At 39.4% G+C, this 21,365-nt stretch carries 11 protein-coding genes and 2 pseudogenes; all 13 read right to left on the bottom strand.

Going from position 1 to position 21,365, the window contains the following annotated elements; all coding sequences use genetic code 11:
• Window positions 1-352 precede the first annotated feature (352 nt).
• Window positions 353-991 (bottom strand): hypothetical protein, encoded by a 639-nt coding sequence (locus AC30SF_RS03565; protein ID WP_021615214.1) that lies wholly within the window; start codon window positions 989-991, stop codon window positions 353-355.
• Window positions 960-1,355, bottom strand: coding sequence for a hypothetical protein (locus AC30SF_RS03560; protein WP_489606468.1), 396 nt, complete (start codon window positions 1,353-1,355; stop codon window positions 960-962). The genes AC30SF_RS03565 and AC30SF_RS03560 overlap by 32 nt, the downstream gene beginning before the upstream one ends.
• A gap of 261 nt (window positions 1,356-1,616) precedes the next feature.
• Complete coding sequence (locus AC30SF_RS03555; RefSeq protein WP_048750219.1) at window positions 1,617-2,045, bottom strand: hypothetical protein; 429 nt, start codon at window positions 2,043-2,045, stop codon at window positions 1,617-1,619.
• Window positions 2,042-2,485 carry a ribonuclease toxin immunity protein CdiI gene (gene cdiI, locus AC30SF_RS03550; protein ID WP_489607572.1) on the bottom strand — a complete coding sequence of 148 codons (444 nt, stop codon included), beginning with the start codon at window positions 2,483-2,485 and terminating at the stop codon, window positions 2,042-2,044. Before cdiI (AC30SF_RS03550) ends, AC30SF_RS03555 begins: the two co-directional genes overlap by 4 nt.
• A gap of 443 nt (window positions 2,486-2,928) precedes the next feature.
• Window positions 2,929-3,387: a ribonuclease toxin immunity protein CdiI gene (cdiI, locus tag AC30SF_RS03545; protein WP_489607571.1), complete on the bottom strand. Its 459-nt coding sequence runs from the start codon at window positions 3,385-3,387 to the stop codon at window positions 2,929-2,931.
• Entirely contained in the window at window positions 3,371-5,470 is a 2,100-nt protein-coding gene (locus AC30SF_RS03540) for a VENN motif pre-toxin domain-containing protein (protein WP_489607570.1), read from the bottom strand. The genes cdiI (AC30SF_RS03545) and AC30SF_RS03540 overlap by 17 nt, the downstream gene beginning before the upstream one ends.
• A 27-nt stretch (window positions 5,471-5,497) precedes the next feature.
• Window positions 5,498-5,689: pseudogene (locus AC30SF_RS03535) on the bottom strand (hemagglutinin repeat-containing protein); the annotation flags it as partial.
• A 527-nt stretch (window positions 5,690-6,216) separates the two neighbouring features.
• Window positions 6,217-7,032 (bottom strand): hypothetical protein, encoded by an 816-nt coding sequence (locus tag AC30SF_RS03530; RefSeq protein WP_489607569.1) that lies wholly within the window; start codon window positions 7,030-7,032, stop codon window positions 6,217-6,219.
• Between the two features lie 931 nt (window positions 7,033-7,963).
• Window positions 7,964-8,413 (bottom strand): hypothetical protein, encoded by a 450-nt coding sequence (locus AC30SF_RS03525; protein WP_489607568.1) that lies wholly within the window; start codon window positions 8,411-8,413, stop codon window positions 7,964-7,966.
• Between the two features lie 126 nt (window positions 8,414-8,539).
• Window positions 8,540-9,175 carry a hemagglutinin repeat-containing protein gene (locus AC30SF_RS03520; RefSeq protein WP_489607567.1) on the bottom strand — a complete coding sequence of 212 codons (636 nt, stop codon included), beginning with the start codon at window positions 9,173-9,175 and terminating at the stop codon, window positions 8,540-8,542.
• A 186-nt stretch (window positions 9,176-9,361) separates the two neighbouring features.
• Window positions 9,362-9,787 (bottom strand): DUF6911 family protein, encoded by a 426-nt coding sequence (locus AC30SF_RS03515; protein ID WP_021615123.1) that lies wholly within the window; start codon window positions 9,785-9,787, stop codon window positions 9,362-9,364.
• A pseudogene (locus AC30SF_RS03510) lies at window positions 9,777-10,049 on the bottom strand (cytidine deaminase-like fold-containing protein); the annotation flags it as partial. The gene AC30SF_RS03515 and the pseudogene AC30SF_RS03510, both read right to left, overlap by 11 nt.
• 12 nt (window positions 10,050-10,061) lie before the next feature.
• On the bottom strand, window positions 10,062-21,266 hold the full coding sequence (locus tag AC30SF_RS03505; RefSeq protein ID WP_489607566.1) for a two-partner secretion domain-containing protein: 11,205 nt from the start codon (window positions 21,264-21,266) through the stop codon (window positions 10,062-10,064).
• Between the last annotated feature and the right edge of the window lie 99 nt (window positions 21,267-21,365).

The raw sequence follows: 21,365 nt of genomic DNA, 5'->3' as shown, positions 1-21,365 counted from the left end.
TTTTGAACATTAGTTCTCCCAACGTTTATGGGTAAAATTCGCAATGTTTTTATTAAACAGCACAAGCGTGGACGCTTGCGCCATCTATAGGGCATCCGATTGCGTCCAACCTTCCGATCTTGCCTCGGGATTTTGCCAACTCCGGAACTATAATAGATTGTAATGGCACAAGCGTGGACGCTTGCGCCATCAGGGGGGATCTGATGACAACGTATCAAATTTACCTAAATCAGATTTTTCAGTATTTCCACTAATAAACTTAGTTTGTTTATTTTTGGTTAGATGGAGCACGAGTCGGGAGACGCACGCTATCTGGGGGCACAAGCATACTTCTTTAAAGCTCTCTCAATTTCTACTTTATTAATTCTTCATTAAAAATAGAACTGAAATATTGATCTTTATTACAAAAATTTAAAAACATTTCAGATAAAGAAGTATCTTCTGTAAGGGAAATACATCCATAACCAATATCATCATGTGGATAAAGCGCAATACCTAATTTAGGATTAATTAAAAAACAAATTCCACCACTAATTTTTCCAAAATAGAAAGCTAAAACTAATTCACAATATAAGAAAATTTTATTTAAATCAAAATGCATATTAAATATACTTATTGGTGGCTGCTTCTCATCTTTTAAATCAATTGATTCAAAATATTCTTTATAAACCCCGTCATAGTCATTCAAAAAATTACTCTTTTTAGCTTCCTCATACAAAAATAAGTATTCTTCTAAATACTCAGATTCTCTTATACCATCATCAATATCTGAATCATCATCATATACTAAAGCACTAAGTAAAAAAAAGTTGTCCAAATCTTTACAAAAGAAGGTTTTAAGCAATTCAGAAGCTCTTTTTATATTGCCAACATCACTTAAATCCTTTGCTTTAAAATACCCAACCCATTTATTACTAGTTGAAAACCCATTGAAATTAATATTTCTAAAACATAACTCATTATTTATTATCAATTTTGATAAATTTTCCATCGCTTCGTCCTATTGTAATTTTTTTGTTTCTATTTGGTAAATCCCCATTTAAACCTACCTTCCACTCTCCGGTTTTATCAGAATGTCTTGTATCACTAACCTCCCAAATTTCATCTGTATATTTATTTTTAAATCTTTTAGCTCCTCTAACTTTTGTAAAGTCGTCAGGATGAGAATCTGGAGTCCTAACAATATCTCCAGGCTGTGTCGAATTTACTTTTTGTTTTGGTTTAGATGTGAAGTCAATATTATCTCTAGTAACAACACCATCCCTCCAATCCCCAACCTGACTTTCACCGCCTACCAAAATATGGCTGTCTTTATCATTCGTTACCGTTTGATTTCCACCAGTGTGAGTCGGCAAATTATAATCTGCCGGATACTCAACACCCCACGATGGCGCAAGCGTCCTCGCTTGTGCCTATCAACTAAAAGTGCGGTCAAAAAATTCAAAGAATTTTGAATATTGGCTCTGCCGATGGTTATGAGTAAAATTCACAATGTTTTTATTAAGCAGCACCAGCGTGGACGCTGGCGCTATCATTGGTGATTGTTATAGCACAAGCGTGGACGCTTGCGCCATCAGAGGGGGGGGATATCTGGGTAAATATCATTATACTACTTGCTATTCTTCAATCTCCCTATTATTTAAAATCAAATTTAAATCATAAAGAAAATCCTCTTTTTCATCTTCTTCTAAAACCGAAACTAGCTCATCAAGGTTATTATTCAATAAAATCTCTTGTATTTCATTAAAAACTATCTGATGACTCAATATATGCCTTGCTCCATTAGTTATAATAAAAATTACATTTAGCATTAACTTCTCAATTAGCAAATCAAAATGCCCATCAAAACTATCTAAAGCACCTCCCCATTCATTAAATTCCCCATGCCAATTCTTTATTTTCCCTTCAGTAAATTTACGTTGACACCAAATATAAGCATCGTCAAAAAACCATTGTTTTAAAGTTTCATAATTAACTCGTTTTGCCATTATTTTTCCCCAAACGATGGCGTGCGTCAGGAGACTAGCGCCATCTGGTGATTTCATTTCATCTCTGATGGTTCCCAATTATTTAAAATATCATAAATAAACTCTGCATATTCTTTTTCAGGATGTAATTCCAAAAAATGTTCACATGCTTTTTTAAAATACATAAAGCAGATTTCTTCAGATACATGAACCTGATATCTAGGATCACATAAGCCTCCAATCTCAAACCTTACCCCTTCAAAGTGATCTTCTGGAAACGGACTATTCATATCAGGGTAATAGCAATCTGCTCCCTCCTCACAGAATCCATCCTTTTCTACCAGAACAGAATAAATAGCTTTTAAAAAATCTCCCTCATAATAAACAATATTAAAGTAGGCTTTTATACTAAACTCAGGTTCATCTAAGTCACCTGTTCCACCATAAAAAAAATTTAAAGGGCTACGAGAATCATCTCCTTTGGCTGTATATAAGGGAATACTATTCTGGGTGTACATTTGTTACTCCTTTAGTTTCCATATTTATATAGTAGTGAAATTGTATACCGTTAATTTTTTGTGAATCTTGATAAGCTTTTGGATCTAATCTATTTCTCTCAAGTAAATTACTATACCTTTAGCTACAGCCTTTTGCTCCCACTATAGCGCGCGTTTCCTAATGCGTGCCGAAAACATCAATTTTTTTGTTAGATAGATACAAGCACGCGTTAGGAAACGCGCTCTATCTAGGAGAGAATGAAGAACTTAAACAGGTAATCACTTTATCGCCAAATACCACTATATTTTCCGGTAAACTTTATTCGTGAGCTTGCCTCGGGATTTTGCTAACTCCAGAACTATAATAGATTGTAATGGCACAAGCGTGGACGCTTGCGCCATCAGGGGGGGGAACTATAAAAGTTTAAACTCCTAATTCTTCATTAAAAACTCTACTTTCCAAATTAATTTCTAAACTCCTGTTCACTTAATACTCGATCATTTATCTCTTTTTTAGCAAAATCTAGCATATAGGTTATTAATTCTCTATATTTTTTATCAGGATGTATTTCTAGAAATCTTTCACAAGCTTTTTCTGTATATTTTAGATTTTCTTGTTCTGTTACAATGGCTATCCAATCAGGATCATTAAATCCATCTTGAAAATAAACTCCTTCAAAATGGTCTCTTGGATCGGGACTATTCATATCTGGATAATACCAATAACAACCATCTTGTGCATAACCATCCTTATCTACTAGCACTAAATAAACCGCATATAAGAAAACACCATAATCATATAAAACAGAGAAACATTGCTTTACTGTTCTTTCAGGATTATCTTCATCAAAATTTACTTTATAAAAAAAATTATATGATTTAGATCTGATTGGTATATAAGAAAAATCATCTTGGGTGAACATTTTGAACCTCTCCTGTTTTTTTATTTAAATATATTTTATATTCAATTCCATTATAGGTTGCATTATATTCTCTAACATCAAAAGCTCCCATAGCCTCTTTATATCCTTTTGATGCCGCTCTTTGCCCCCACTTTAATATATTATTATCAGAGTATTTTTGAGGATCATAAACCGTTTTAGGGCTAGATATTGCTTTATAAGTCCCATCAGGTTTACCGTCTCTTCCTAATCTTGGAATTTCATAATGAATACGAGTAATACCATCAACATTTGTTGATTCCTCCTTAACGATTCGACCGCCTCCCTGGGAAAGAGTATTTAGGAAGTTTTCTCTATTATGTCCTCCAGCAACACCTCTTCGTTGATTAATTCCTTCCCCTTGGATTAAATGATTTTTCAAATTCATACTGAAATGAATGCCTTCAGGATAATCCTCATCCCCAACATTAGTACGCTTATACCCATCCATCCCCGATGTCGGATAAGCTTTATCTTTTCCATTAATTAAGCTCTTAACTTTGCTTAATCCAACTTTTGCATAACCTGCTGCCGCACCCAAACCTATTGCTGTACCAGCCTCCATGGCATTCAAACCAAATTTTGTGGTATCTGAAAGCTTGCTAAAACTTTCTGCATTTTCACGTTCAACTAAATTAGATAGTGCAATACGATTTGCTGTATTTAAATCATTTGGATAATACACCGTCATACGACTAAAGAACCCTAAATTTCTCTCAAGCTCTTCAGCCCCTGTGTTCATTTCATGTAAATGTGCCGTTTCACAAGCCACATTACCATTACACGCTATGAGTTGCTGGCGGTTTTCCTCACTAATCCCTTTATATTTCTCTAAAATCGGTTTAGTATCACGACCTTCTTTTTGTGCTTTACTCAGTTCTCGAATGAAGTCCTGAACATCTGCAATACTTAGGTAATTATTCTCCACCGCCCTTTTAGCCGTCTCTGCTCCAGAAGTCGCTGCAAGGAAATTACCCCCTTGCTCTGCTGTGGTGCCATTCGCTTTCGCTGTCAATGCCGCAGCCAATCCGCCTGCCAGTTGACTTAACGTGCTAATGTTTTCCTTCTCATTTGCCGTTAATTCACTGACCGGTTTGCCATAAGCTCTCGCGATGATTTCAGCGGTTGCTTCCCCTGTCACTCCAGCCACTGCACCCGTTAATGGGTCTTTGCCTGTCACTTGGAACTCCACGGCAGAAAGCAGGGCATGCGCCATCAGATTAGTCGCTTTGTCTTTTGCGGTGTCGCCTGCCGTCATCTCGTGGATTTTTTGATTGAGATAAGGCGAAGCCAGTGCGACAAGACTGCCTGAGGTATCGTTTTGTGCTGCCGCTTGTAATGCCGCTGTCACCGCGCGAATCGCCATGCCTTTTTCACTGCCTATACCGTAAGTGCGGTCGATGTCATTTTGAATCGCGGTAATTTGTTTACCGATTTCTTGCGCTTGAGGATTGTCTTTTCCGTATTTCTCTTCCAGCTTAAACTTCTCAAGCCCTAGCTTGTTGATTTTCTCACGCTCTTCATAGGTGGCAATATTAATCGCGTTGTTCGTGATGTCGCCTATCACTTTCGCCATTTCTTGGCGTTCTTGCACTTTTTGTAAATCTTGCTTTTCAACACGTTGATTCGCATTCTTCGTATCCCGTGAAAGTGCGGTCAGATTTTCCGGTGTTTCCGTCTCTATCTGAATGTTACCGCTGATGGCCGATTTGGTGGTGCTTCGCGCGCTTTCATTGGTGTTACCTAATAAACTTAAGGTGGAGCTGATAGCTTGCATCGGGTTAATGCCTCCCGTGCCCGCACCGATGCTCGCACTTTCGGTTTTTATCTCACTGCGGTTTTCAATATCTGTTGTAGAAATCGATTTGGCTTTAAAGCGGTTTTTACTTTCCTCCGCGCTACTTTCGATGATGGCAGCATTCAGTTGGGCATGGTTGTGGATGTTGGCATCTATACCATCCTCGCCGACACTAATTCCGGCTTGTTCATTGACTTGTGCATAATCCACTTTTGCCTTGTTGTAAGACGTATTCACCGATGCACTACCGCCCGAACCATACGCCACCGAGCCGCTTGTGCCTGCGCTCGTTTGTTTCGATTCGTATTTTTCCGTATCCTGACGGCTCGTGATTGTCAGATTTTGAATATCCGCTTCCCAACGTTTTGCTTTAAGATTCGCCGCATCAAGGGTTAAGTCGCCTTCCTCACTATTCGTGATGATTTTATCTGCAGTAAAGTGACTATTTTGCCAGCGTTCGCTATGCGAGTTCGACTTGCCCTTCGCTACATTCGCCGAACCCCACGATGGCGCAAGCGTCCTCGCTTGTGCCTATCAACTAAAAGTGCGGTCAAAAAATTCAAAGAATTTTGAATATTGGCTCTGCCGATGGTTATGGGTAAAATTCACAATGTTTTTATTAAACAGCACCAGCGTGGACGCTGGCGCTATCATTGGAGATTTTAAAATCCCTGGAAAATTGACCGCACTTTGTACTTCTGTATTTTAATTTGTAGTCTGTTTAAATATAAAACAGACTACAAATTTCTAATAACTTAACATCAGAAATTAAACACTTTCTATACTAGCCACCTCTGAGTTTTTTAGATATAAGAATTGATAATACTATTAATGGTGATAATCTGGAAAAACCATATAAGTTAAATGACAATACGTCAAGAATATCTTTCATAGAGATATTTCCAAAACTCACAATAAATTTAAATAATATAATAAGAGAAGACATACCAACAAAACAAAATATAAAAACGAACAAAGAATAACCAGTAAAATAAACTAAAAAACTCATTAATCTACTTAGCATATAAACTCTCTCTGGAAAAGTTTCTAATATCTTGCTCATTGCCTTCTAAAAATTTATTTAATGACTCACCTGTAAACGAGTCAGCTGCAACCCCCAATCTAACTGGATATTTCTTATAATCCTCATAACCAGTATAATAAAAGTTCCTATTTCTATATTCAGGATTATAATAACTCCGATTTTTACTAAGACCTTTTAGAATAGCCATATCAGCGGTTTTTTCCATACTTTTACCTACAGCTCCACCCAATGAAGTTGCGATAGCAGATGAAGCCGCTTTATAACCAGCATGTTTAATTGAATCCTCATTAGACTCAAAATATCCTTGCAAGCCTGAACTCACGGTATTCACTATCAATGTCGTTTTAAAATTTGTTCCACCAGTAATAAATCCTGTTGTACCACTCCAAGCTAAATCACTGGCTGATGTATCTTTACCTTGATAAGAGTTCCCCAAATGAGTGGCTGTCATACTTAAGCCTGAATTTGTCAGTTTTTCAGCCAAAATAGGATGTGCTTTAGCAAAATCCCCAACTTTCGCTGTTGCAGAAACCACTTTGTTTGGTAAGTTCAATGTATTAACACTTGCCGGCAATTTGCTTAATGCATTTGAAAGTACACCACCGCTATAAATCATTGCTCCAAGTTCCAGTCCATCCTTAACAGAATAAGCTAATTTTCCATTAAACGACTCTTTATAATTTTCAATCGCTTCATATTTACCATTGATTGCATAATACATATCTTCATCTGTTATTTTTGTTTCAAAATTTAAGATTGTGACTAAATAATTATTTGAGTACATTATCTTGCTACTTTAAACTCCTACCATAGAAAAAAAGAATAAAGTAAAGACTTGATACAAACAATGTCATTTTGATTAAAAATGAAAGTTTTTTTATACCAAAATCAATCAATTCTAGCTCAAAAATAGATATTGAATTATCAATATTGTAAAGCAATCTACCAACTATCAACGATAATAATGAAAAAGAAACTCCAATAAAAATAGAAAGTAGAATATCTAACATGATTCTTTTCATCATTTACTTCCTTTTTGAGACTCATTATAAATATATTGGATACCTCTATTTAAACTTCCCCCACGATGGCGCTATCATTGGTGATATTCTTAAAGCACCTTTCATCTTCTTTTTAAATTATCTGAAATAAGTATAGATAAAAAGAGCAAAGGAAATCCCTTACTAAACACATTAAAGAAAAATAAAATAATGTCTTTTATTTCACTTAAAGATATTTCTCCCCAATTTAATATATAGGATATAAGAATTAAAAATAACGAAAACCCAATAAAGCAAACTACGGATGCAAAAAATGTAAAAATCAAGTACTGGAATAACCTACTTAGCATCATTCTCACCTTTTAACCAGTTATTTATTTTGGGCTCATTCTTCTCCAACTTATTATTTATATATTCACTAGACAATGAATCTCCAATAGTTCCTATTTTAGTAGGAATATATTTATATTCTTCATTTAAAAGATTATAAAATTTTTGATTTCTATATAATGGTTCATAATAATCTTTATTTCTACTCCCCCCCCACGATGGCGTGCGTTTCCTAACGTGTGCCTAAAACATCAATTTTTTGATTCAAATCTTCACTATTTTCATGAATAACTTCAGTTTGTTTATTTTTTAAATCGATACAAGCACGCGTCAGGAGACGCGCGCTATCTTGGGTGATAATGCCTTTTTATTAGAATCAATTAGTCAAACTAAATGGATAATGCTATCATAAAAATCAATTACATCTTTTGTTTTCACTATCCATTCAGATATCTTAAAACCATCTTCATTTAAGACCTCTCGTTTATTTACATATTCATTGATTTTAGACGAATCAAACTCTGGGAAATCATCTACAAATATAATCTTATTTTGAACATAAGAAATTTCCCCATCATAATAAACAATCCATGTAGAAATAAAATTTAAAGATTCTGGCTCATGCATAGATGTAATAAGTACTGAATGTTTCTTTTTTTCTATCCCATCAGCTATAGATGTAGCCCAGCTATTTCTATATTCTTCAATACTCCAATAGTCTATTGGAATATGTAATTCTTCTACATATTCGCCTAAAGATATCGAAGCCAAAATATGCATTCCATATCCATTATCAAAAGGTGTACCTTTATCTTTAAAAAAAATACCAAACATTATTAATCACCACGATGGCGCAAGTGTCCTCGCTTGTGCCTACCAACTAAAGTGCGGTCACAAAATCCAAAGGATTTTGAACATTGGTTCTCCCAACGTTTATGGATAAAATTCGCAATTTTTTTATTAAACAGCACAAGCGTGGACGCTTGCGCCATCTATGGGGCTGCGCGCGCTTTCATTGGTGTTACCTAATAAACTGAGGGTGGAGCTGATAGCTTGCATCGGGTTAATGCCTCCCGTGCCCGCACCAACGCGCGCACTTTCGGTTTTTATCTCACTGCGGTTTTCAATATCTGTTGTAGAAATCGATTTGGCTTTAAAGCGGTTTTTGCTTTCCTCCGCGCTACTTTCGATGATGGCAGCATTCAGTTGGGCATGGTTGTGGATATTGGCATCTATACCATCCTCGCCGACACTAATTCCGGCTTGTTCATTGACTTGCGCATAATCCACTTTTGCCTTGTTGTAAGACGCATTCACCGATGCACTACCGCCCGAACCATACGCCACCGAGCCGCTTGTGCCTGCGCTCGTTTGTTTCGATTCGTATTTTTCCGTATCTTGGCGGCTCGTTATCGTCAGATTTTGAATATCCGCTTCCCAACGTTTTGCTTTAAGATTCGCCGCATCAAGGGTTAAGTCGCCTTCCTCACTGTTCGTGATGATTTTATCTGCAGTGAAATAACTGTTTTGCCAACGTTCGCTATCCGAGTTGGATATAGAGTTTAAGTTATTGATAAAGTTAGAATGATATATCAAAATTTGCTTAAAATAAGCATCATTGAAAATAAAAAGTGCGGTCAATTTTTGAGAAGTTTTAAAACTCTTTGAAAATTGACCGCTCTTTATTAAAGTATATGCTATTCAAATATCAAATAACTAAATATTTTTGCAGTACGATAGGAAACTAGCACAATATGAGAGCTACACTATCAACGTTATAAATTATATATCCATTAACTCATAAGAAACATTTCCTGTTTCTAGCAACTCAACAAATACTCTTTTAATAAAATCAAAATCTGTTATAACTTCACTTGCTGGAAAAGGTTCTCCCATAAAATCAACCAATCTTGGAACTCCAGTAAAATCGGACTTAGACCTAATTAAAAACTTCCCGTTATCCCCATATTCAAGTAGAGTAAATAAATATCTCTCACCATCTGATTCCATCCTTAATTCAGACAAGCCTACTTCTGGTTCAGGTATAACTTCTAATCTAACGTCAGATCTATGATTCTTTGTGCTGTTAAGCATAGATAATATTTTATCTTTACCAATCTTAGATACCATATCCCTATCTGCCAAAGTTATCCATTCACCCTCTTCTGATTTATATGCACATGAAAAAAATAATAAGCTATTTTCCATTCTTATTTTCCTTTATTGATGTTTGCCCTTGAATCCAAGTATAAGTTCTCAGTTTGTTCTTATCATCAACAGCATGAACAATGACCGATTTTAATCCTGCTTTTTCTGCTGCTGATGCAATGTCTTGACGACAATGCGTACATACATCACGCCCTTGGACATGGATCACCATATTTTTTCCTTTAGTCACACCTTTTTCATAAGCTTGTTGAATTGCACCTATTTCAGCATGTGCATCTCGCATATTAGCATTTGGATAAGGTGAACCGTTCTTTTAAGGTTTTTTATTTGCCACATTCTGTGCAATTAAAGTCAATTTATTAGGGTCTGAAAATCTATTCCCTCTTGCTCGTTGGTTGGTATCAACATAAACCTTACCATCAATTTCTACTCTGGCTGATACTTCTAAATTTTCTAATTTAGTTCCTCTACTTTTTAATACTTCATTAGATAGTTGCTCCTTCAATGGGATAGCTTTAGCATTATTCTCCGCACCAGAAGAAATTCTAACCTCATGCTTTTCATATCCTTTTGTTTTCCCAACAATAGGCAATACCTCATTCGCATTAGCTCCTTTAGGTAACTTAGTTTTTAAGGCTAGTCCCCCTAACCCCGCAGCTTCAGCAGCACCTAAAGCAAAAGTTGCATAGTGTACGCTCTTTGGTAATTGGTTTCTTGTTTTACCGTTTTCCGATTCCACAAAATCACTCAATTTAACCTGAGTTTCTCTGCTTAGATTATTAAAATAAGTACCTAACCTTAAATAACTAAAGTTTTCATATGCCGCTTCATCACCTGATTGCATCATCTGAATATGTGGTATATAACAAGCTGGATTATTACCACAAGTCTTCAATATTTCTTGTCGATTCTTCTCACTTAATTTTGCGTATTTTTCAAAAATAGGTTTTGTATCTTTCCCTTCCTTTTCAGCTTTTGCCAATTCCTTAACGAGACTATTTACCTCGCCGTTGTATAAATAATTATTCTCCACCGCCCTTTTAGCCGTCTCGGCCCCAGAACTTGCAGCAAGGAAATTCCCCCCTTGCTCTGCTGTGGTGCCATTCGCCTTCGCCGTCAATGCCGCAGCCAATCCGCCCGCCAGTTGGCTTAACATGCTAATGTTTTCCTTCTCATTTGCCGTTAATTCACTGACCGGTTTGCCGTAAGCTCTCGCAATGATTTCAGCGGTTGCTTCCCCTGTCACTCCAGCCACTGCACCCGTTAATGGGTCTTTGCCTGTCACTTGGAACTCCACGGCAGAAAGCAGGGCATGCGCCATCAGATTAGTCGCTTTGTCTTTTGCGGTGTCGCCTGCCGTCATCTCGTGGATTTTTTGATTGAGATAAGGCGAAGCCAGTGCGACAAGACTGCCTGAGGTATCGTTTTGTGCTGCCGCTTGTAATGCCGCTGTCACCGCGCGAATCGCCATGCCTTTTTCACTGCCTATACCGTAAGTGCGGTCGATGTCATTTTGAATCGCGGTAATTTGTTTACCGATTTCTTGCGCTTGAGGATTGTCTTTTCCGTATTTCTCTTCCAGCTTAAACTTCTCAAGCCCTAGCTTGTTGATTTTCTCACGCTCTTCATAGGTGGCAATATTAATCGCGTTGTTCGTGATGTCGCCTATCACTTTCGCCATTTCTTGGCGTTCTTGCACTTTTTGTAAATCTTGCTTTTCAACACGTTGATTCGCATTCTTCGTATCCCGTGAAAGTGCGGTCAGATTTTCCGGTGTTTCCGTCTCTATCTGAATGTTACCGCTGATGGCCGATTTGGTGGTGCTTCGCGCGCTTTCATTGGTGTTACCTAATAAACTTAAGGTGGAGCTGATAGCTTGCATCGGGTTAATGCCTCCCGTGCCCGCACCGATGCTCGCACTTTCGGTTTTTATCTCACTGCGGTTTTCAATATCTGTTGTAGAAATCGATTTGGCTTTAAAGCGGTTTTTACTTTCCTCCGCGCTACTTTCGATGATGGCTGCGTTCAGTTGAGCATGGTTGTGGATGTTGGCATCTATACCATCCTCGCCGACACGAATCCCGGCTTGTTCATTGACTTGCGCATAATCCACTTTCGCTTTACTGTATGCCCCATTCACTGAGACCCCAACGCCTGAACCATACGCCACCGAACCGCTTGTACCTGCGCTCGTTTGTTTCGATTCGTATTTTTCCGTATCTTGGCGGCTCGTTATCGTCAGATTTTGAATATCCGCTTCCCAACGTTTTGCTTTAAGATTCGCCGCATCAAGGGTTAAGTCCCCTTCCTCACTGTTCGTGATGATTTTATCTGCCGTCAGATGGCTGTTTTGCCAGCGTTCGCTATGCGAGTTCGACTTGCCCTTCGCCGCATTCGCCGACCCCTCTATCCCCAATCCGTAACTATTACCGTTGGTCCCCATAAAGACTCCGACACTTCCGCCGGACGATTTATTCTCCGTACGCTGATGCTCTTCGTCTTTCACCCCTTTGATGTCAATCCCTTGTTTGCCGGAAAACGCCATTAACTTGGCATTCGCATCCACGCCTTCAAAAACCACTTTTTCACCATGCGCTCTGACATTTAATACGCCGGTGCTTAATGTGGATTTTTGATGGCGAATGCTTTGGCTTTCACTGCTTTGCGTTTGTTTTTGGCTACCGTAACCAAGACTCACCTTGACACTCGGGCTCGACGTGGTTCCGTTTTGTTGCATATTCCCTGCCCGCAAGGCATCTAACGTCTCTGCCACCTTACCGACATTTTGTGCCGCCATTGCCGCTTCTTCCGCCGCTTTCATCGCATAAAGCGCTTTCAGTTTCGGATTCGTCACCTGTTGACTACGTTGTGCGCTGCTGTACGCCGCTTGCGCCATGTCCGTGACCGGTGTACTTACCGCCAAACTTACGCCGGATTGTTTATATTCATGACGCTCATTCGTATGAATAATATCTTTCCCCGCCTCAACCTTCACGCTCGCGGCTTCAACATCGATACGATTCGTGTTCGGTGTTATCATGTCCGTGCCCATCACGTGAGCGTGATTGCCTGCTTGGACACTGATGTTCCCATGCAAAGACCCTAATGTGCTTCGCCCATCCGATTGCGTCCGACCTTCCGATTCAACATGATGTTTTTCCGATTTCGAGCCAAAGGTGATGCCTCCGCCACTCGCAAGCACACCCGACGTTTTCTTCGTTTGTTGATGCACTTCTTTAAAGTGATTGGTCGTCGCGCCAATATCAACATCATGTCCAGCCTGAACATGGAGATTATCATCCGCAATAGCCTGAATGCCTTTCGCCTTCACATCATGACCTGCTGAAAGAATCACGTCTTTGCCGCTCACTTGGGTGCCGAGGTGATGGCGGGATTGCACTTTATCTAAACGCGTCTTCGTGGTCTTCGCCAAACTGCCGCTTTTCGTTTGATGGAACTCCTCAAAATCACTGTCAACTGTCGCCGTGCCCAGAACCAAGTCGTTTTCTGCCAACGCCATAAACTTATTCTTAGCCTCTAATTCCGCACCGGCAGACCAAATATCTTTACCCGATAAGACGACATCTCCCTTGCCTTTCACACGTGATATGAGACTTTCCGTCACGCGCTCGGCGCGGATGTGATTGCCACCGCCCATCTTTTCGCTAAAACCAACCTCTAAAGTCCCCAAACTCATCTTGTTCTTCGCCGAAACATAGGTTCGCCCTTTTCCTTCATTGAGAATATCTGCGCCCGTCACATCAATATTATTCGCCGACACTTGTAATTCGCCGTCTTCCCCTTTGACGTGCAATAACCCTTTTCGTCCTAGTCTCGTGTCTGTGCGTTGATAGCCGTTTTCATTGACTTCGCTTGTGTGGAGTGTACTGCTATGCTTAAAGTTTCCCGCGATATTCAATAAAATCGCTCTGTCCGCTTCTACCGTTCCACCGAGATTCTCGACATCACCGCTCACCTGCCCGACTATCGCTCTGCCACTAAGTGTGCCTGTGTTGCGAATGCTTGCGCTGTCAAATTGAACTAACTCTCGCCCCACTACAGTGCCGCTGTTCGTGAAATCCCCGCCTTTGTGAGTCACTTTTTTGCCTGACAGTAAAGCGCCGTTTCCTGTTACATCCCCTTTCTTCACTAACGCATAAATCTTCGGCACCAGCACCTGCTCTATGCGTCCGTTCCCAAGCGAAACCGGTTGGCTTTCAAACCATACGATGTCTGTCGTTAACTGCGCCACTTGACTTGGCGTCAACGCAATCCCCGGGCGAAGATTAAACTTCTGCGCAAACGTGATGCCCGCATCCATTAAACCTCGATATTGACTGTCAAAGTCGCTGTAGTTGCCCACGAAATTTCTGCCCGTTAAGCGGTTTATTTGTTCGCGGATTAAACGTTGCTCATAAAATCCGTCACCCAAACGCTTTTGCATCGTTTCCGGCGCATAGCGGAGTGTGTTGAACATATAATCACTGCTTAACCAGCGTTTTTGGTTCGTAAAATCCGGGTCCGTTTCAATCAGCACGTTGCTCGTCGGCGCTGCATTAACTCGATATAACACATTTTGCGGAAGCGTGACATTCGGCTGGATGCTACGCACTTCAAGCTCGTTCGATAACTCAACTCGCGCCAACTGACGCACCGCACTTTGACTTTGTCCCGGCATGCGCCCAAAATCATTTAATCGCTCCGCTAACGTCGGCACGCCAAGCCCTAATTTATTCCCCGACCATAGTTGCGCCCCATGAAGAATTTGCGATGTGTTTAACGTGGCAAATGAAGCTATTTCACCACCTTCTAATTTAGTCGGTGTATAGGCACTTATCGTCGCAATTGCACTGCTGTTATTCGCACCCACTTCGGTTAAGGATAATGTGTGATGTGTCGATGCGCTAACCTCATCCGATGTCCGTTTGTTAGCACTGTAATTCACCTTTTCTTCAACCCGATAGACCGGCATATCAAATGGAGTTTCAATAATTCGGGTATATGGCCCTTGATTTTCCCATTTACGTTGAAAATAACGTTTAAAGCCCCCTCGCCATTTATCAAATGTAAACACTTTATCGCCGCTATCCGTAATTCGATGTAATCCTTGCTCACCAATATTTTTAATTTGATTTGTTAAGGACATCGTCTCACCGGCAATAACGACACTACGTTCATTAATAAAAGATTGACCATCAAAATTTAAGTAACCACCAGCCAGTATTTGACCTGCCACCGTTCTCGTGACTTTGCTTTCATCCACTCGATGATTATTGATATGCAAGCGCCAAAACTCACGATAATATTTTCCCGCTAACGCACCTAACCGGTTTTTATTATGCGCCTCGATTCCGGCATCTACCGCATCTATACTCTTGCGGTATTTGGCCTCCCACAACTCTAACGGTCTAATGTGTTCGACATAATAATCCCATTTTACTATTTGCTCTTGATAAGCTGCGCTATTCATCCGAAAACGAGATGGTCTGGTAGGGCGCTTAAAATTACCCTCATCATCAAACCAATCACTCTCTTTATACCAAGGTTGTTCCGCTAAATCATCAAATGGAAACGGGGGCTGTTGTTCTACCGGTGCCGGAACACCAAAGTATGCCCAAATAGGACTATCCGAACCATATTGCCCTGCCGGTGTATACTGACAAGCATTTTTTCCGTTAATATAGTCACACGTCATTTCATTACGAATGGCAAGCGGTGTATCTTTGGTTATGACGTCTCCTGCTTTTAAGACCGTCGGTTCCGCGCCATCATTTTTATAAACTAGCTGTCCCGCACGGCTCCAACCGGCCCAACGAAGTAATGTCATTGGAATATGAGGATCGTTAGTATTTATCCCCGATTTATCTCCATTTAAATTATTCGTAAAATCGGTTTGCAAATTATGGCGAGCATTACGCCCCATCGGCACAATGTCAGTCTTATTCACAGATCTATTTTCTAATTTCGTGACCTCCGTTGGCGCTTTACCTGTTTTTACGTGTTCAACAAGAAAATGCACGTTATTGTTATGAATTTGCGCGACGTTTAAGTGAATGTCTTGTTGCGCTTCAATCACACTGCTGTTATTGCGTAATGTGTCAGCCTTGCCCTCCGCATGATTATCTGCGTTTAGTGTTCGCCCAAAGGTCATCTCTCCTGCACTAAATAAGATTGCACCCACCTGATTATCGGCTAAATAATGTACCGTATTATTCTCCACCTCATGTGCAGCGATGTCTAAGCGTTCGCGCGAGGCAATGACAGCCGATTTAATTTCCCCATTTCCGTAATCTTTATCGCTGTTTTCAATTTTCTCTGCTTGAAGTGCAACTTCATCACCATAAATACGACCTTTCCCTGTATTGAGTAAATGCTTCCCTGCCTTCACAACCGTTTTTGCATTTCCATCCGAGCTAATCCCGTTAATCAACCCTTCATTGGTGATATTACCTTTGGCGTAAACTCGGGTATCCGCACTACTAATTCGCCCATCTACATCATTGGTAATATGGTACGCATTAAGCATGACACCGGCATTCGCATATAAATTATGTCGATTCGTTAAATTCCCCGCCGTTGTAATGGAAAGTGTGTCTTCGGCATTAATGTGATTGTTCGTCACAAAATCTTTTTGTTGGGTAATTTGGACATTTTTACCCTCAATATGTCCATCGGTCGTAACATCATCAGCAACAATTGACAGAGACGCCCCTTGCAAGCGTCCTGATTGGTTATCAACATGTAAATTTGTGCCTTTAATCGAAACCGCTTGATTTCCTGTTATCTCACCTTGCTGATTATTGAGAGAGTGCTCTACGGCTAAATGGCTCTCGGTACGGCTATGAATTTTACCTTGCTGATTATCGATAGACTGCGCCGAAATTTTTAATACAGAGGCTAAGATACCTTCCCTTACTTGCTCTGAAATTGATTTTGTATCGCGATTATCGAGTTTTGCAGTATTCATTATTAAAAGATTTCCACTTTCAATAAATGATCCCGATGCCCCGACTTTTTGATTGCTGATTTCTGTCGTTACATTTAATGTGAGATTATCTTTTGTACGAATTTCACCACCACGGTTATCAACGCTATCGGCCAAAATAGTCATTTCACCTAATCCGTGAATTTTACCGTTTTGTTGGTTATCAACTAATCCTGTAACTTGGAGCTTACCTTGTGTTTCAGCATAAATAGCCCCGTTATGATTTGAGAGAGAACCACCTTCAAAAATGAGGTTCTCTTTACTAATCACTTTACCCTGTTGATTATCTAAGGCCTGTTGCCATAAATTAAGATGAAGCAATCCTTTTTCGTTATAAATCGTTCCTTGGTGATTATCTATGCCATTTGCAATGATGCTTGCATTTTGCTTTGTAATGATATTGCCTAACCTGTTATTCAGCCTTTCCTTAGAAGAAAGCAATAAATTGCCTGCAATCGTATTAATATTTCCCTCTTGGTTATTTACACTTTTTGCATGAATTTCAACCTTATCATTTGCTTTGACTTGTCCCTTCTGATTATTAAAAACCTCTGTCGCCCGAAGATTAAGTAGATCACTCCCTTGCAATAAACCCGTTTGGTTATTAATCGATTGCGCGGTTATCGTGACAGCATTCGCGCTGACTCTACCTTGCACATTGCTAAGATATTGATTTACCGTTATTTTTTGAGATGCAAATGAGGAAAGGATACCTGAATCATTTTTAATAGATTCTGTCGTTATAGTCTGGTCGCCTTGACTTAACACATACCCTGTTTTATTTAAAAATTGCTGTGTACTGATCACCAATCGACCCAATGAAATAATACCTTTTTCTTTTGGTGGCACTTCTCCTTGTTGGTTATTCAAATCACCTTGATGAGTATTAATCATCATATCTTGACGGCTTTGAATTAAACCTGCCTGATTATCTAATAAGCCACTATTGATTTTAGAATTCGCGCCCGAACTCAATTTACCTTGCTGATTGATTAAATCTTGCTCATGAGTATCAATATCAAGATTCCCCTGCTCTGCAATTAACATAGCATTGGTATTATTTAGTCTACCACTACGAATAATGGCGTTCTGTTTTGCGACTATAGTGCCATCGGTATTGCTCACTGTGCCGGAATTTAAGTTCAAATCCGTACCGATAGAAATCTCACCGTTTTCATTGGATAAAGTTGAGGAACCAAGCTGAATATCAGCTTGCTGTGCCGATTGAATATAGCCTTGGTTATTATTCAATTGCTCCGCTGTAATAGCCAAAGCTTGTCGGCTGACTATGGCTGCCGACATATTATTCACAGATTGACCGTGAGTATTTAAGGTAACGCCTGCATCACCTTGCACGAGACCTTGTTGATTATCTAATTGGCCGCTATCTAGATGCACCGCCTGCCCCGCAACGATTTTACCATGTTGGTTATTCACTTGATGTTGTTGGGTATTGATTACTAAGCGTCCCTGTTCAGCTAATAACAGACCTTGTCTATTATTCAATTCTTGGCTAATGACATTTAAATTATGAATTGCAGAAAGCTCACTATGCGTGTTGATTAAGTTATGTTTAATCGTCAGATCAGCATTATCAGCCGCAATAACGCTTTTTTGTGTAGAATCAAGTGTGCCGGCGTTTAGAGTTAATGCTCCCGCACTGATTTTACCTGCTTGTTGCCGTAAACTATTTGCCACCGTAAGAGTAGTCTTTGCAGCACCTGAAATCAGTCCTTCGCTATTCTCAAGCTGTTGAGTGTTTAGAGATAAATCACTACCGCTCTGTACAATACCTAAATGATTCTCTAATTGCGCGACATCTAGTTGTGCTAAATTAGCTAAAATTGCCCCTTGATCGTTATCTAATTTACCTGCATCAATTTTTAATTTACCGTTAGCTAAGATTCCATGTAATTTATCTTTCGTTTGTTGATTATTAATAAGTTGTCCATGGGCATTAATCGCAACATCACCTTCGCTGTGAATAGCGCCGTTAATGTTATTTAATTCTCCACTATTAACCATTAACATTGATTTCGAACGGATCTTGCCTGTCTTATTTACAAGCTTTTGCTGGCGTGTATTAATCGTTACCGCACTTTGAAGACCATGAATCTCACCACCGGTATTATCTAGTGCTTGACTTGAAATGGTTAAATCTTTCGAATCGGCTTGAATAAAACTGTTTAAGTTTTCTAATTGATGAGCCATTGTTAAGGTAACACCCTTCGCAATAATCCGACTCTTATCCAAACTTCTCATATTTTGAGCCGACACGACTATCTCATCTGCATTAATTTCACCATTCTGCTGACTTAAATCCCCTGAAAGCGCAATATTGCCTTGCTTAGCAGCCCCGATCTTACCGCCATCATTAGTCAGACCTACACCATTTAAGGTGAAATTTTGCCCGGAATAAATTAACCCATGTTGATTATTAGTATGGGCTATTTGGAGATTTTGCGCGCCACCACTAACAATACGTCCTTGTTGGTTAAAAATATTTTCTGATTGGATATTTAGATCACCTAATGCCACAATACCTTTATTCTGTGTACTTGTATTACTTAATGTCTGTTTATTAGAGAGAGACTGCCCTTGTGTATTGATTGCAATATGTTTAGTGGATTGAATTAAACCGGCATCGTTAATAAGCTCACCTGAAGTAATGGAAAGCATTTGCTCCGATAACATTGCGCCGTGACTTGAATCTAATTTGCCTTTCCCTACATTGACAGTTAATTTACCACTTGCCAATAAACGACCTTGTTGATTATCCATACCGTTTGCTTTAACGGTCAAATCACCTTTAGTTTTAAAAGTACCGCCTTTATTTTGTAGCTCATCCACAACTTCAAGTTTTAACTCTCCCAAACCGGTCTGTTCCCATACCGTATTTTGCGTATGAAGAGAACGTTGCTTAGTTGTAATATTTTCCGCTTTTAAATAGCTATTTTTAGTTTCAAGTAAAGTCGGCGTTGATAAAGCTAGCTCTTCATCCGCAATAATCGCGGCATTATTCGCCTGAATGTTATCTTCGGATGCGGTGACATTAATTGAATATGCGGATGTATGGCTATTATCCAAATTTGCTGCCGAACCTGTGATTTGAATTTTGCCTGATGCAAGGTTTTTCCCTTGTAAGGTGGCTTTTTCAGTTGTGATTGCTGTGATGTTTTTACCTTGTGCCGAGGCTTTTTCAAGAGAACGTTCCTCGCCTTGCGCAACATCCTTAACATCAACGCCTGCAGCAATAAGCGAGTGCGTTGAAGCTGTTACTTTTGGAGCTTGATAATTCACATTTCCTTTTGCAATAGTCTCACCATGTTGAGTGATGCCTTGATTTGCACTTTTATAAATATTGCCATTGCGTGCTACAACCGTACCGTCTTGTTTAATCTCAGTCCGCGTAGTGAGTACAATATCGCTTTGTCGATTTTCAATTTTACCTGTATTTTCAATACCTGTTTCACTAACTAATCGCAGTTCTTTCTGCGCATTTACAGTACCCGTATTTACGATACGCCCATGGCTATCAATTTGTAATGTTTCCGCACTAGCGCCAATGTGCCCGGCATTCCGAACACCTACCCCCTCTTCCGTTCCAATCAAGTGGATTTTACCTGAGTACATACCTCCTAATTCGCCAACATCAAGAGCAAATTGAGGTTTATTTTCTGTTGATAAGGTTTGCTTCGTATGCGTAATTTGGAGATCTTCGGGGTCATCTGACCGCTTAACAGTATTTTTCCCTGTGATAACTTTAGTTTCTTTCTTAGACCAAATACCTGCATTCGCTTGCATTTCACGCGCAATCACTTCGGTGTAATCAACACGACTATTATCTAAACCTTTACCCGAAACGCTTACCAGACCGTTTTCAACGACAAAATTTTCCAAATTACCATTTACGATTTGTGGTTTACCCGTTGTGAAAGTCGTCCGGTCAGAATTAATGACTCCACACCCCTCACAATGCAAACCTGAGGCATTGGCAATAATTACATCCGCTTTTTTACCGGCCACTTCCACATACCCTTTTAACACAGAGGGATCAGACGAATTGACTTCATTTAAAATAACTTTAGCCTCTCCGCGAGCAAGATAAGGGTTACCTGTAATCATTCCTGCTTGTTGAGTTTGAACATTAGTACGACTGTTATTTAAAATAGCCCCTTTGGTATCCACATCAAATTTTGAATATTTATTGTGTGAAAGTCCTTTATCATTAGGCGTTTGTATATTTACCTGAGGGAGTCCATTAGCGGTTTGTAAAATAATCGGTTGTTCATTTTTAGGTGCTGATTTATCTGCTTGAATAATAAAAGTATCGGCCATCGCTGAATCTGGAAATGCAACAAACCCTAAGGCACAAAATAAACTGAAGGTAAGCGGTCGAATTCGAGCTAAAATTTGCGGAACCGTAAAAGATGATGTCTCGGCTGATTTACCTTCCGACTTTGCAAGCTCTGACACCACAACTAAACATTGTAAAGTTTTGCTAAAGATGATACGAAAACATTGTTTATTCATGATTTAATCCTGTCTTATATATTTCTAATGAATAGATTCTGATAGCTATATTTTAGATATTTTACATTATTAACTCATATTATTTAACTTATATTTAAA

The organism is Aggregatibacter valvarum, assembly GCF_980468985.1.
Note: the sequence above shows the minus strand (reverse complement) of the source record. Positions and strands in the feature narration are given on the sequence as shown.